The sequence below is a fragment of the Pseudomonas sp. 2995-3 genome, from assembly GCF_002742565.1.
Classification (GTDB): Bacteria; Pseudomonadota; Gammaproteobacteria; order Pseudomonadales; family Pseudomonadaceae; genus Aquipseudomonas; species Aquipseudomonas edaphica.
The window spans coordinates 12418-28027 of record NZ_LJSB01000194.1 but is presented as its reverse complement, the minus strand read 5'-3'; the positions used below and the strand labels follow the sequence as shown (position 1 = coordinate 28027).

3 protein-coding genes are annotated in these 15610 nt (G+C 63.2%); all 3 read right to left on the bottom strand.

Annotated features, from left to right (window positions below):
- Position 1: 1 nt before the first annotated feature.
- The 3 genes from AOA62_RS17195 to AOA62_RS17180 all read right to left on the bottom strand — a co-directional run bounded on the left by AOA62_RS17195 (position 2) and on the right by AOA62_RS17180 (position 15581).
- Entirely contained in the window at positions 2 to 1582 is a 1581-nt protein-coding gene (locus tag AOA62_RS17195) for a ShlB/FhaC/HecB family hemolysin secretion/activation protein (RefSeq protein ID WP_017139646.1), read from the bottom strand.
- A gap of 62 nt (positions 1583 to 1644) precedes the next feature.
- On the bottom strand, positions 1645 to 2238 hold the full coding sequence (locus tag AOA62_RS17190; protein WP_017139647.1) for a transposase: 594 nt from the start codon (positions 2236 to 2238) through the stop codon (positions 1645 to 1647).
- A 725-nt stretch (positions 2239 to 2963) separates the two neighbouring features.
- Positions 2964 to 15581 (bottom strand): filamentous haemagglutinin family protein, encoded by a 12618-nt coding sequence (locus AOA62_RS17180; protein ID WP_099549251.1) that lies wholly within the window; start codon positions 15579 to 15581, stop codon positions 2964 to 2966.
- Between the last annotated feature and the right edge of the window lie 29 nt (positions 15582 to 15610).

Sequence of the window (15610 nt, the reverse complement as noted above, 5' to 3'; positions counted from 1 at the left end):
GTCAGAAAGTCGCCTGCACACTGAAGTGCAGTCGCGAGTCCTGCTTCTGGGTGTTCGGTCCATCGAGCAGCGGGTAGCCCCAGTCCAGGCTGCCGGATAACCATTTGCTCAAACTGGCGCGGGTGCCGAGGCCGACACTGGCCAGGCTGTATTCGTCTTCTTGCTCGGCCAACGGCTTTTGCAGGCGCAGGCGCGCGCCTTCGGCGAACGCGTAGAAGCGCCATTCCTGCACGTAGCTGCCAAGAAACTTGGCCAATGAGGGCGTGCGCATTTCCTGGGAGAACAGGAGGCCCTCGTCCCCCGTGCGCTCTGCCGCCAGGTAGCCGCGCACCGAAGTGGCGCCACCGGCGGAATACTGCTCGTTGGACACCAGCGGCCCGGAGGCCAGTTGGAAACCGCCCTTGGTTGCCGATTGCCAATCACTGGCGAAGGTGTAGGTGTACGTCGTGTCGCCTTTAAGCACCGCAAAACTCGGGCTGGCCTTGTAGCGCTTGTATTCGAATTCCTGGGCATCGCTGCCGTAGCCGAAGAACGCACGGGTGCCGACCACCAGGTTCAGGCCCAGGCTGAGGGCCGATTGCTCGCTGTAGCGATAGCCGTTATAGCCGAAGGTGAACGGCGCATATTTGAGCGGCACCTTGTCGGCATTGCTGCCCAATTTGAGCTGCTCGTCGAAGTCCTTGAAGTCCACGCCGAAGGAGAACGAATTGGCCCAGTTATCACTGGCCGGCAGGTTGTAGATCGCCGACACACCGTAGGAATGGCCTTTGCCCAAGACATTGCTGCCGCCGATGGTGGCGATGTTGCTGTCGGACTGGTAGCCGGAGAACTGCAAGGTCCAGCGCTCATCCAGCGGCGCGCTGTAGGAACCCGACCAGACCTTGGCATTGCTGCTGTCCTGGGGCGCGGTGAAGTAGGTCAGCGAGATGCTGTGGCCCAGTTGCCAGAGATTGTCGTAGCCCAGGGTCGCCACCGTGCGCAGCTTCTCGGTGTCGGCGCTGTAGTCGTTGTTCAGGCCGATGCTGGCGTGCCAGGGGTTCTGGTCTTCCACTTGCAGGTCCACGTCCATGGTGCCTGGCCGCGCGCCTTCGCGTACCAGCGGCGTGACCTGGCGCCCGACGCCCCGGTTAAGCCCGGCGAGCTGGGTTTGCACACTGGCAAAATCCGGCACCGCGCCTTCCTTGAGCGCCGGCACGTCTTCGCGAATTTCCACCGGCGAATAGTGTTTGGCGCCGACCACGCGCACGCGGCCGACCTTGGTTTCGCTGACTTGCAGGTAGACGATGCCGTCATCGACCTTCTGCTCCGGCAGCTCCACAAACACCGACTGATAGCCACGCGCCTGGTAGATCTTTTGCAGCGCATCGCGAGCGCCTTCGATATCACCGAGGGTCTTTTGCGGGCCCAGGAACGGGTACACCGCTTCCTCGATGGCCGCCGCATCCAGCACGGTATTGCCGCGCACGAAATATTCGTTGACGTCGACCCGCCGCGCTGCGCCCTCCTCCTCGGCCAGCGCGGGTTGGGCCAAGGCCCCCAGCGTCAGGCACAGCGCCAGCGTTGACTTGAACAGATGCTCCACACTGCCCCCTGGTTGTCTAAAAAAGTGGCGCGCCTTCACCGATTGCACGGCGTTCGGCCTGCTCAATTGCTGGTGGTCGAAAGATGGCTGTGCCGGGCCAGCCAGGTGTGCAACAAGGCGAAGTTCAGTGAGAACTCCGGCATGTGCAGCAAGGCGCCACAAAACACTTCACCGATGATTTTCTGGATCAATTGCACCGCCTGCGGGTTGTTCAGCAGGCTGGCGATGTCACGCTGCAGGGCGTGCAGGCTCCACACCTTCTGGGTCAGGTCGAGGCCGACAAACCAGCGAAACAGCAGGTTGTAATTGAGCTGCTCGTGCAGTTGCTGTTCGCTGGGCACCGAATACAGCAGTTGCAGCAACAGGATGTGCACCACGGTGTGCGGCGCGATCAACATGCCCGGCTCGGGCTGGAGCCAGTCGCGGTACTGTTCGAGCACGTCGTCGATCTGCGGGCGCAACAACACCAGCGAGTGGCCCGCCGGAATGTAGCTGGAGACTTCCTTCAAGGCGCCTTGCCAATCGTCCTGGGAGACGATCCACACCCACGGCGCGCCGTAGCGGTATACCGAAACCGGCTTCTTGCGCGCGGCTTCGACGATCTTCGACAGGCGCTGATCGAGCTCCTGCATGCCGACTTTCGAATAACGTTCCATAGTTCCCATTGCCCCACTCCTGGCGTCCTGCTGACGGCTTTGGAGGCGACTTTTGATCGCCTGCAGCGCGTTACATAGGCAAGACGGGAGTGGGTGGGGGCTACCGAACTTTTGTCATGAAAGCTTCATTTGGGATTGGTTCGGGGGCAATTTTTGCTGAGAGATTGTAGGGGTGTATATCCGTTATTCAGGTAACGGCGGCTATTGGTTGCGCTCTAACAGCGGGTCACTTTTGCAAGGACCGGAATGCCGGCCAAGTCAAAAGTAACCAAAAGGTCCTCGCCCCAACACTCGGTGCCTCGCTATGGCTCGGCATGCCCGCAATCCGCCAGTGATTTGGGGGGCGATTTCAGATCAAGATCAAAAGCGCAGATCAAAAGACCGCTGACTTCGTCAGCGAAAAGGATGTAAGAGCAACAGCAACAGCAGAGCCACACTCGATCAAAGGTGGGAGCTGGCTTGCCTGCGATGGCATCAACTCTGTGAACCTGATGTACCGAGGTGTCTGCATCGCAGGCAAGCCAGCTCCCACAGAAAAGCAGTTCTTCAGTGTATTCAGATTGGTTACTTTTGGCTGGGCCGGCATTCCGGGCGTTTGCCAAAAGTGACCCGCTGTAAGAGCGGAACCATAGGTCGCCATCACCCAAATAACGGATATACACGCAAAAAAAAGGGGCAATCACCGATCGCCCCAAACCTTACAACGAGAGGTCCCGCAAAAACCCTTACAAACTAATCTGCCTACGCTCCTCGTCAGTCAACCGCGCCCGCGCCTGTTCACTCAACGGCCCCGCGCCCAACACCTGCACCGGACTGCCGGGGTTATACCCCGAGGTCTTTTGCTGGCCCGCAGGCTGCGGTTCACGCTCCACCGGCTCAGCGCCAAAACCCAACACCTCCACCGTCACGATCGAAGCCCTACCCTGCTTCGCCGCCGCCTGCTGACTGCGCGCCGCGTCCTCCGCTGCCTGGGAAGCCGCCGCCCCCGCCGCACTCGCCGAGGTCATCGCCCCAGTGTTGACCGCCGCCGTCACCGGCACCCCGGACGACTTGCCCTGGGTCTGGATATTGGCCGCGTTCACCACGCGCAACGCCGCAATGTTGACGTTGCCCGAAACACGAACCCCCGCCTCGCCCGCATCAATGGTGCCCGCCGGCGCCAACAGGTCGATATCACCGGCCGGCACTTCGGCAATCGGCGCCAACGTCGCAATACCCGCCCCCGCGCTCGGCACGTTCGGCGACAAGGTCACATTGCCCCAGTTGTCATACACCCGCTTCGGCGGGGTATAGAGCACGGTGGTTTTCGAACCCCGACCGGCGTTGATATCACCGGCATCGGACCACGCCAGAATCGAGCCGCCAAAGGTGGTCATGATGCGGCTCTGGCCCAACAGGATGCTGCCCTGGGCGTACAACTGAATATCCCCGGCACCTTGGGTCAGCACCCCCGCAGTCGCCGGCGGCGCTGTGCCTTCGATCCCGAACACCTGCTGCCCGCCAGGGCTGAGCATCTGGATATCGCCGCCAAACCGGGTATGCACCCCGGCACCGCCATACAGGGTGATATCGCCGTCATACACGATCGGGTTGCCCGCCACGTCCTTGCTCGGCAACAACCCGTCGATAGCCGCGCGGCTGCGCAAAAAGCTGCCGGAACGCGGGCCTGCGCTCAGGTTAAATTCACGACCGCCCGCGCGCACTTCAGCGAAATACACCGAGCGCGCAAAAATGCGTTGCTGCTCAGGCCCCAGGCCAGCGAAGTACGCCCGCGCCTGTTCGGCATCACCACTGAAGGCATAGCGTTCCTTGAGCCACTGCAACAGCTCGGCCTCGTAGGTTTTCACCACCTTGCCCGTCTGCCCGGCCAGGGGCACACCGTCGAGCGCTTGGTTGGCGCGGTCCAGGTAAGGCGTGACGAACTTCAGGTAATCCAGGCCGTTAGGCCCTACCCCGGCTTCCAGCACGATAGACGCACCTGGCCGGGAATCCCCCACCGCCACCGGGCCCAGGCTGGTGATGGAGGCTTTGTCTTCCATCAATAGATTACGCCCGGCACTGACTTCCAGGGTGCCGGGGCCGGCGACGTTGAAGCTGCTGTAGGTAATGTCGCGCCCGGCAGACACCACCGAGACATCCTCGGGACGGTTATGCACGAACAGGTTGCCGCGGCTTTCGCCTATGTAGTCGCCGTTGTCAGCAAGCAACGCCGGAAACACCGTGGATGTGCCCAGATACGTGCCTGAGCCGACAATATCGCGCCCCGCTCGCATCCACACCGGACCTGCGGATTCATAGCGGACCTGCCCTTGCCGACCGCTGCTGAACGTGATGATTTCACCACTGCGCAAGCCGACGATATCGCCTTGATTGGCATAAAACCTGGCCGGCTGTGTCTGGGCTGGCGGGCGCGCAAGATCGGTTGGGCTGCGCAAGGCAAACAAGGAAAGATCAGCCTGTATCGCGTCACCGCCCAGGTTGTCGATGACGCGATTGAACCCGTTCCTGCCAACAAAGGCTGGCGCCAAAGGCGTCGCTATGGAACTCAGGCTGTCACCCGACTGGTTGACTGCATAGCCACTGGCGTAGATGGAATCGCCGGCCAACATCGCCAGCCGCCCCTGGCTCGATGGCGCCAGCAATAACGAGTAAACGGGATTATTGGGCAGCGGGCCAACGCCCAACGCGGACGCACCGAGATAGATGCTGCCATTGGCTGCCACCACGCCCAGTTTGGAAGGGAAGATAAAACGCCCATCGGAGCTTGAGTAGTTCTGCCCTTGCAAAGGCGCAAGGATGCCTGACCTGGCAAGCGACATGCTCTGCATGCTAGGCGTCAAACTGCCACCTGCGGAAAAAAGGTCAATGGCCGTGCGATCGGTCCACAGCGAGAACCAGGTGGTCCCATTGCCATAGTCTGTGCCGTTGTAACTGAATGCCTGGGTATTTTCGGTAGAAACACGTCCTGGATCGCCTGTCCCCGCCAGCACCAAGTCACCTCGGGTCGACAGGTTGGCCGTGGCGTCCCCCAACATCAACGTGATACCGCCCGTGGCCGTGCCCAGGCTGGCGGTGTACGGTGAGTAAGCACGGCTGTCCTTGGCATCCTGAGATCCGGGCACTTCACCGTAGTTCAAGGCAATGCCCCCCAGGCTGCCTGCTTGCAGGTTCAATGCACCACGCAGGTTGGTCAGTACGCCGTTGAGGCTGAGCACCTGCGCTTTATAATCGGCTGACAACGTAGCGGATTTATCACGGCTCGCGCGGGCATCCAGCCCGGGGTTCAAATCACCGCCCATGCGCACATCCAGATCACCGCCACCGGTGAGCAGCAATTGCCCGTCGACCACCCGGCCAGTGCTGCCAACAGCCAGCACCAACCCTTCGCTGCGCGGTGCTCTGACTGCACCGGGATCGCCGCGACGAACGAGCATGCCGGCATCGCTGCCCAAGTCCAGGGTCAGGTTGCCACCGCCCAGGGTGCCTACACCTGTGAACCCCACCAGGCGTGGAAGCAGGTTTATCTGTGCGCGGTCTTCGAGTTCGATGTTGGCACCACTGTCGCTTTTAACGTAAGTACCAAAATTGATCCACCAACTGGCAGGTGTCGGGGTCACACCCGCAGTGTTTCCGGTACCTTGGCGCCACAACCAATTGCCCAGGTTCGCACTGTTGAGTTGAGTGCGACCGTCATTGGGCATGATCGCGTCGGTGAGCGGCGTCCAAACATCGCCTGTCAGGCTACCACCCGTGCGCAACAACAAATTGCCGCCCCCATCGGGATACCAAGCGGCATAGGGGCTGCTTTTATCGACAAGCGTTTCATACGCCTTGGCCGCGCTGCCCAGCACCGTTCCATCCGCTGAGGTGGCGCGAGCGCGATCAAACTCAGCGGCGGCACTGCCTGCACGAGAAGCACTGGAGGCGCCGGCGGTATAAATACCATAGGGCGACTTCATCGCCACATTGCCCGCGGCTATCAAGTCCAGATCCCCGGTGCCGGTGCGCAGCACGCTAAAGTGCTGGCTCACGGGTGAGACCCGTTTCACCGGCCCGATGGTGACCTGCTCAGGTATTGCTGGAATCGGTTCGCCCAGGGAAACGCACAAATCAGGGTCGCAGGTGCCTTCGTCCTGAGGCGATACCGGCTGGCCCGGTACAAAGCCGAAGAGTTCCCCGAGGTCGCTCCATACGTACTTGACGCGAATACACATGTCGGGTTCATCACACAATCCCGACTCGGACTGCGACACTGGAGTCCCTGCCTCGTAACCGAACAGCTCGGCGGCCAAATCACTCCAGTACCATGCCCCACCCGGCCGCGCCGGTTGCGCCGGGATGATGATTTTGTCGTGGGTCTCATAGATTCCGTAGTGCGTGTCGGCCAGGGTCAGGTCGCCGGCGTAGGCTGGCTGGATCGCACGGGTATCAGCCGCCTGGGTATCGGCACCGGACACCAGGCGCAATGACCACGACTGCGAGCCCTCGGCCAGCATCGGTGCCACGGCCCAGTTCTGGCGCGCCGTGGCGCCGGTCACGGTGCGCAACGGTACCGACACCGCACCATTGGGCAACTTGACGTCTGTACCATACGGAATCAGCGCCCCGACCTTGAGGGCCATGTCACCGGCCAGCAACACACCGTCCGTTGCACTGCCCGTCACGCCCCCACGGCTGGGCAGTGGCACGCCCGCCGGCCAGGTCATGGCGCGCAGCGAAGCCGCGCCGGCCAAGACCGTGCCCGCCTCCAGTTGTGTTCCGGCCGCCAGCACCACAGGCTGCTGCAATAAGGTGCCCGCGGCGTACAACAGGTTGCCGCCACTGTCGCGCACCGTCGCGCTCAACACCGTGTTGGCCGGCAGGGTCAGTGGCGCGTCGAGTGTGCCTCGGGTCGGCAGCACAGTGCCTTGGGCCAATGCAGTGGCCTGGATCGGTAACGGGTAATTGAGGGTCTTGCCCGTGGGGAATGCGCTGCCGTTGGCGAGTACCACGCCAGGGCCGGGCACAATCACATCGGCACCGAACCCTTGCAGCCCCGGCGTCAGCACCCAGCCGTTATCGTCCGGCGTCTTCGGAGGCGGCGCAAAGCCATCGTTGATACTGCCGTAGACATCCAGGTTGCCACCGGCACGCACCACCAGGCTGCCCACCTCGCCCGAGCCGTACACCGAAGTCTTCGGCGTGTTGGGGTTGACGCTGGCGTAACGGTAGCCGGAAAGGTCCAGGTCGCCGCTCACCACCAGGTCGCCCTGGGTGACGATCTCCACACCTGGGCGCAAGTGGAACGCCTCGGTATAACGGCTGTTATTCAAGCCCGCGAGCTTGCCCTGCATCAGCCCGGCGTTGTTAAGGGCGTTGTTGATGAAAGCCTCGGCAAGCGCGTGCTTTTGCGTGAGGTAGTTCTGGTCAATCACCTGATACGGTCGGCCACTGGCCGACGGTTCTGTGCCCACCGGCGCATCGCTGTAACGGGCCACCGCGTTGACTGCAATGGAGCGGGCGCCCTGGATGTTGACCTGCCCGCTGGCGTCGATGGCCACGTCATTGGCATTGAGCCGCGGTGCGTTCAATTCCAGCGTGCCCCGGGCCACGCCGTCAGAGTGTCCCGGACCACTGCCCGGGGCCGCAGCGGTGCCGTGGCGCAGGTCGATACGCGCGCCATCGGCCAAGGTCAATTGACCATCGCCGCTGTTGAGTTCCACCATCGCCCGGTTCGGCGCATCGATGATCTTGCCGTAGCTGTCGACCCGCAATACGCTGCCGTGCGCATCCAGCAGCGCGCTGCCGGCAAGGGTCAAGCCCTGCTTGCCGGCCAGGCGAATACTGCCGACCCGCTCGCCGCTGGCATCGATGGTGCCCAGCACCGTCAGGCTGCCGTTATCCACCGAGACATTGACTTGATTGGCCTTGAGTTCATCGCCAATCACCAGGTTGCCCTGCTTGAGCTGGAAGCTGCGCGAGCCAACGACCTGGCCCTGGTTCAAGCGCTGGTTCAAGGCGGCAAAGTCCCCTACCTGCTGCGCGCGGATATCCACCCCACCGGCTTTGTACGGCACCAGGGTGCCACCGGCATCGTAATAACCGCTGCTGCCGGCGCGAACCTGCCCTTGCAAGTCGACCTGCCCGGCACCGGCGTCCACCGCCACAGCCTTGAGCAAGCCGCCCTGATTGAATTGCGCAGACACGTCGATCAACGCGCCTGTCGCCTGGCGAATGTTGCCATGACGGCTTTCCAGGCTGACATCACCGCCCCAGCTGTATTTACTCACATCGCTGATTTGCACTTTGCGACCACTGAGGTCCAGGCGTGAAGCTGCGCCAAGGGTCAGTTCTTCATCGGCGCTGAGGGTGAGCTTGCCGCTCGGCAGCACCACCGAGGTATCCAGCGCCACGCTGCGACCGGACAGCAGCAGCTCGGCGCCCAAGGCGTCGATGGCCGCCGCCTCTACCGGCGCTGTGCCGCTGGCCGGGGCCTGCACAGTCAACGCGCCACCGACAGTGATGCGATTGACCGAGCCGGCTTCGCCAGTCAACAACGGCGTGCTGATGTTCAGGTTGCCGCCACTGTAGGCGAAGCCTTTGCCGGCCTCGTACGCACCCTGGGCCTGATGTACCGTCAGGCTGCCTTTGTGGTTGGCCGTGATACGTTCGCTGGCGTTGAGGTTGACCGTGGCAAAGCCCAGCGTCATGCGGCCATTGTTGGCCAGGCTGTCGGGCTGGGCATCGCGGCCATAACCGAACGCGATGCGCCGGGCCTGCAACTCCAGGGTGCCGCTGCCGGTACCCGCCCCATTGCTGATCACGGCTGGCGGTGTGCTGGTGGCGCCACCCCATACCAGGGTGCCGGTCTGGATCAGCGCCACATCACTGGCGCTGCCGTACCCATAGATCGCAGGCGTGGTCAGCAGCAACTCATCGAGCAGCGACTTGCCCGAACTGTCGAGGGTGCTCAGCGTGGTGTTGCCATAAAAATTCAACGATTGCCCGGCGGTCAGCGCCAGGCTTTGCAAGGCCGGTGCACCGCTGGAAGCATCGCCGCGCAGCAGGCGGTCCAGCACCTGCTGGTTGAGGGTCAGGCCCGACGGCAGCACACCCCGCGCAGCGGCGTCGGCCAGCGCTTGGGCACTGCCGACGTTGATCCCACCCACCGCCAGGGCCAGATGGCGGGTGCCATAGCGCACGCTGTCACTCAAGGCAAACCGGTTGGTGGTGGCAAAGGCTATCGAGCCTTCGGAATAGAGTGATGCGTCGCCGCTGCAGGCACTCAGGCTGCATTGGCCGATAAGAATGCTGCCCGGCCCACTGGGGCCGTCACCGTTTACCGGCGCCAGCATCTGCAAACGTCCATTGGAGACTGCCAACACGCTGCGGGTGCCCGGCCGGTAGATAAAACCATCATCGGAGTCATAGGCGGCCTTGCCGCGCCCCAAGGTATTGATCGACGCACCTTGCTCGATTTCAATCGCGCCCGATGACCTGCCCGACACCAGGAACACTTCCGGCGCCGCCAGGGTCGCGTCCTGGCGCACAACCACCGAGCTCGCGGTGATGGCTGCCAGGTCGGACCTGACGAAGTTGCCACCTTGGCCATACACCACCGTCAGTTCACCGCCCACCACCAAACGGGCAGCCCCCAAGGCATTCAAGTCGCTGGCCCGCACCGACGCCATCAATGCAGCGCTACTGGCCGTTGCGGTGTCAGAAACCACTTCTATGTCGCCACTGGACAGCACCGCAATAGTGGCACCAAAACCGCCCTGTGCGGGTTTGAAGCGCCCCTCACCATCAAAGCTGAACCCCAGGTCTTTTTGACCGCCCACCAGTCGCAATCTCAGGGTTTTGGCATCGGCTTCAAGCGCAGCACGTGGCACACCCAGGCGTGCCGCATCCGCGCGAATAAAGTCTGCGTAAGCGGTTTCGTTGTACTGGGAATAACGGCGCAATACCTCAGCCGGAGTGACAATCAACTGGCTCGATAAACTGTCACGAATGTGAGTACCGGCAACCGACAGTAAGCCTTCGGTTGACCAGGAACCGTTATTCATGGCCGCGGCGCTGTGCATCGCGCCGCTGGCGAACGGCGCGGCCAAGCCGTTGATCTCCAACCGAAACGCCCCTGGCAACAGGGCGTAAGTGGACGGCAGCAAGGTGTAGGTCCCCTGTGGCAGGCCAGGCACACCCGCACCGATATTGATTTGCTGGCCGACCAGAGGCTGGGTCGCGCCCGCTTCGCCGCCGCTCGGCGCTACCCAGGGCTGGCTGCCGGGGACAATCGCATAGATGGGGTTGGTGGCCAGGCCCGGTAAGGAAAAGCGTCCGTCCGCTCCGATTTGCACCAAGGGGTTGTAGCGCGCATCCGTGGAACCGCCGCGCCCGGAAACGAATGCCGCGCCAAGCAATTGGCCGCCACCGGAAAGGTCCAGCACTGCGTCCCGTTGCACATTCAGCGAACCGCCCGCCAGTTGCACACCCACCGCCGCATTACCTGTACTGCGGGTGCCGCCAACGCCCAACAACTCTACCTGCTTGCCGTCGTAGCGCCACGTCACGCCGTCGACTGTTCCACCATAAGGCAGCACCAGGCCACCTGCGCTGACAGAGGTCAGGCTGCCCGGCAACAGATTGATCACTTTGGTAGCGCGCGTAATACCACCGTCCACACCCAAGCTGAGACTGCCCATAGGCGCGCGAAGCACACCGCCTTGCTCGATGGTCGAGGCGTTCAGCGATAGGCTGCCGAACACTGAGTAAGGCAGCGCCGGGTCCGTACTGCGCACCCGGCCAATGCGCAACGTACGCGCCGGGTCAAATTCACCGCCGGTGTTACCTGCCGTCACCTCGGCAACGGCCCCGGTCGCCGGGTAAATCTGCGCGGCGATCAGGTTCAGGTCGGCTTGGGTGGTCAGGGCGGTTTGGGTTTTGTCGGCGCTTCGGGCCAGAAAGCGCATATCCCCCTGGCTGACCAAATGAGCCTGGTCAAAGGCACGCCGGTCAATACCGTTGGCCAACGCTTTGGAGCGCTCGGCATGGGCGCCGAAATTGACGCTATCACGCACATCCAGCACGTTCGACGCTTCGACGCTCAACAGGCCAGCCGTACCTTGAGTGGAAACGCCGCCCTGGACCGTCGGGCGCACCAGGCTGTCGGTGGCGCTGTTGTTGTTGCCCACCCCGGCAAGGCGCACATAGGGTGCGGTCAAAAACACCTGAGACGGCTTCGCGGCGCTATCGGTCAAAGCCATGGCCCCTGAATACAGGCTCAGGCTCTGCCCCAGACGCAAGGACACATCACCGTCAAAGCTGATCAGGCCGTTGCTCAGCAGCGACAGGTTGTCGAAACCGCCGGCGCTGACCTGGTTGGCCGTCAGCCGTCCGTACCCGTAGGTCAAGCCGCCCGCCACAGCTTCGGGCGTACTGCCGATCGGTAAAGGCGCGCCTGAATCGGCGGCACTGAAGATCAATTCACGCGCCTGGCGCACACGGGCAACGGCGGTATCGAGGTACAACGGCGCTTCTAGGGCCACGTTCAGGCTGCCACCCGCCGCACCGGCGCCGCCACTGTTGGCGCTAAACGTGCCGTCCAGATAAAGGCCGTTGCTGGAAGCCAGGGAGATGTTGCCGCCACGGCTGGCGACCACCGTGGGGCCAGCACCGGACAGGTCCAGTAGCGCCTGGCTACCAGAGGCGTCCAGGCGTGCGCCTTTGCGCACCACCACAAACAGGTTGGCCGCGCTGGCGATTCCGGTGGCCGGGTCGATCAGCCCACCAATCACGATAGTGCCGCCCTGGCCCACCACACCGTAGCGTCGACCCAGGCTGTCGACGGCCGTGGCTGCGCGTGCGGCCACGTCCAGCACGGCGTGTTCGCCGACCCAGATCGAACGGTCGTGACCTTTGGCCTCAACACCATCGGCCACCGTGGGCTGCACGCTGACGCCACCCAGGGTGATAGTGCCGCCCCAGGCATTCAACGTGCCGTCCACGGTCAACTGGCCAATGCTGCGCACGCCGATGGACTGGCCCGGATCCACGTTGATCACCGCACCCTGGCCAATGCGCGCCTGCACCGCAGCCATCTGCGCCGCAGTGGACAATGCGGTACCTGCTTGCAAGCTCAGGCTCGCGCCTTTGCGCAGGGTCAACTGGCCCTTGGTGGGGGTTTCGCGGTATTGCGGCGGCGTCCAGATTTGCAATGCGCTGCGCGGGTCGGCGCCGCTCACCAGGTTTTGCGCGGTGTCATTGAGGCGGTAAACCGGCGCAGTCACGTCGACCTGAGTACCGTCGGCCACTAACAAACCTTCGTTGCCGGTGATGTCGTAGGCACCAAAGCCTTTGTTGAAGAACCCGCTGTCGAGTTGCAGCGTGCCCGCCTGGGGCGCGGCCGGCTGATCACTGATCAGCACCTTGCCGGCCTGCACACTCAAGCGCCCGCCGCCACTGACGCCATAGCCGAGCAACTCGCCGTTGAGGGCCAGGTTGCCGCGGCTGTCTGCACTGTTGGCGTTGGCCGCAAGCGTGACGTCGCCGCCCTTGCCACCGATCAGCTGGTTCCTGGCATCCAGGGCCGCGCCGGAAGACACGTCCACCCGGCTGCCGGCTGCCAGGCTCACATCGCCACTGCTGCGCAAGGCCACGTTGCCGCCGTTGAGGTAAGGCAACCGGCTGCTGTCGCTCACACTGAGCAACTGGTTGCTCCACAGACCGCTGGTATCCAGCGACACGCCAGCATTGACAACCAAGCTGCCGCGACCACCAAGGGTCACGTCGTTCTTGCCGGTCGGCGTAATCTGCGCCTGCACGTTGCCCAGCTGCAGGCTGCCGGAATGCGCGGTGAGGTTGGCATTGACCTCGATCTTGGGACCAAACAAGGTGATGTCACCGGCGGGCTCCACCTCCAGTGCGCCATTGACCAGAATCGAGCCGGTGCTGGCGACCTTGATCGATCCCAGTTTCGTCGCGCTCAACGCCTCACTGTCCAGATACAACGTCGACACTCGATCAGCCGGCAGTGCGCTGTTCAAGTCCAACCCGGCCGCGACGGCAGCGGCCCTTGGCCCCAGCACCACGTTCTTCGCCGTGTTGGCGTCCGCGCCCAAGGCATACTGCAACTGGGCACTGTCCTTGACGTAGTACGGCACATAGCTGCCCACCACCAGGGCGGCGCCACGGGCCACGGCTTTTTGCGATTGCAGGTAACCGTCCAGGCCTTTTTGCGCAGCCTGGGTCTGGCGCTCACCCTGGTAGGTGTCGCCGACAATTTGCCCTTCCAGCACGGCGCCGGCAGTACTGACGACCAGGCGCCCGGCATCGCGCCCGACGGTATAGCCGGCTTCGCTGCGCTCGCGCGGGGCGATCAGCGGGTTGTAGTAATAGTCGGTCACGCCCCAGCGCTGGCTGTGGTCTTCGTAACCCTTGTAGATCCCGGTATAAAGCAAATCCCCCGGCGCACTGGACAGCTCGTACAAGCGTCCATCAGGGCCTTTGAGCCAGGTTTGCTGGATCTTGCCGGCCTGCACATCAAGGGTGCCGCCCGACAGGTTGATCTGCGAACCCTGCCGGGTCACCACGTCCTTGCCGCTGAACGTCACGGTGCCACCCTGGGCCATCCATTCGCCAATGCCGTGGTTGCGCGTGCCCAGATAGCCGCCCACTTCCAGCAGGCCGCCCGCGGTGTACCAGCGGTCGGTGGCATAGCCATTGGTGCCGGCCGGGACAAAAATCAGGTCGCGGACATCCACCCACACATCGTTGTTGTTCAGCGTTTTGCCGTCACGGTTGACCGCCGCATCGCGCTGCTCGTTACCCTGGATATTGACCTTGACGCTGTTGGACTCCATCGCCAACTTGACGCCGATGGCGCCGGACACGTCGATCACTGCGCCGTCACGCAGCAAGCTGCGCTGTGCCGCCTTCACGCCGACCTGACCACCCGTTGCCAGCGTCAGGGAGCCGCTGCGAAAGTCCACCGTGCCGTCACTGGTGATTTCCACCAGGGATTGGTCGCGCCGGTACACGTCAGCCGGCACGACGTTACCGGCCTGGTCAGCCGCCGGGGTAATCAACCCGGCGCGCTGGCTGTCGAGGGCGTTGCTGCTGTCGAGCACAATGGCGCTGAGGCTGCCCTCGCCCAGGCTTACGCTGACGTTGCTGCCGGTGCCCTTCAAATGCACGGTGCCACGTGCTTCCACCGAGGAGCTTGAAAGCACCACGCCGTTTTGCAGCACCTGCTGGCCGGTCAGGGTGATGTCCCCCGTAGAGGCCTGGATCAACCCCGTGTTGCTGGCCTTGCCACTGCCGGTGACGCTGACTTCGTTGCCGCGTGTAGTGGAGGTGACATTGCCGTCGGTGCTGTAGCCCTTCTTAATCACAAAACTGTCGCCCGCCGCCAGCACAGTCTGGCCGCGTGCAGTGGAAATGCTCCCGGCGTTTGCCACCTCTTTGCCCAGCAACAGCACATAACCGCCACCCGCCGTCGATGTCGCGGGCACCTGGGTCTGGATCTGCGCGCCGCGTTCGACGGTCACATTGCCGGCGGCCTGGGCAAAACTCGGCGCGCTGTTGCTGGCGCTGTACAGGCCCCTGGCGGTGAATTGCTCATCGCTGAACCCGGTGGCTGCCGCCACCAGGTTGCGCACATTGACCTGGCTGCTGCCGCTGAACACCACGCCGTTGCCGTTGACGATCATCACCGTGCCGTCGGCCTTGATCGCCCCCTGGATCTGGCTAGGCGCGGTGCTGTTATTGATCTTGTTGAGCACCGCCCAATCGCTGTTCTGCTGGAACTGCACGGTGGTGTCGCGGCCCACGTTGAAGGTTTGCCAATTGAGGATCGCCTTGTCGGCCGTCTGCTTGATCGACACCAGCGTCTTGCCGTTGGCATCGGTCTGCACCGGCCCTTCGGCGTTGACGAACAGCGGCTTGCCATCTGCGCCAATCACCACATTCAAGCCATTACCACCCAGGCCGTTGTGGATGCTCTGCGGCGCCGCGCCCGCGCTGCTTCTGGCAGCGGCCTGCACGGCCTGTTGCGCGGCAATCGCGGCGACGCTGGTATTGAGGTTCTGCAAGGAGCGCTGCAACTGCTCGTTGCCGCGCTGTTGCTGGGACAACGGCGGCGGCGTTCCCGGCATCACCACACCCGGTCGTGCGCTGCCGGCCGTTTGCGCTGCGCCCTTGGCCGAAAACCAGCCCGAACTGAACGCCTGAGGCTGCGCCGCGTGGGCACCACCGGCAAACACCAGCAGCGCAATGACCTGGGCCAGGGGTTTGAGCAGCAACACTTGACCTGAGGTGGCAGGCACCTTGTCGGCACGGGTAGCAGGCAGCTTCAGTCGGGAACGCATCACTTACAGGTCCTTTTGACGGGTCAGGC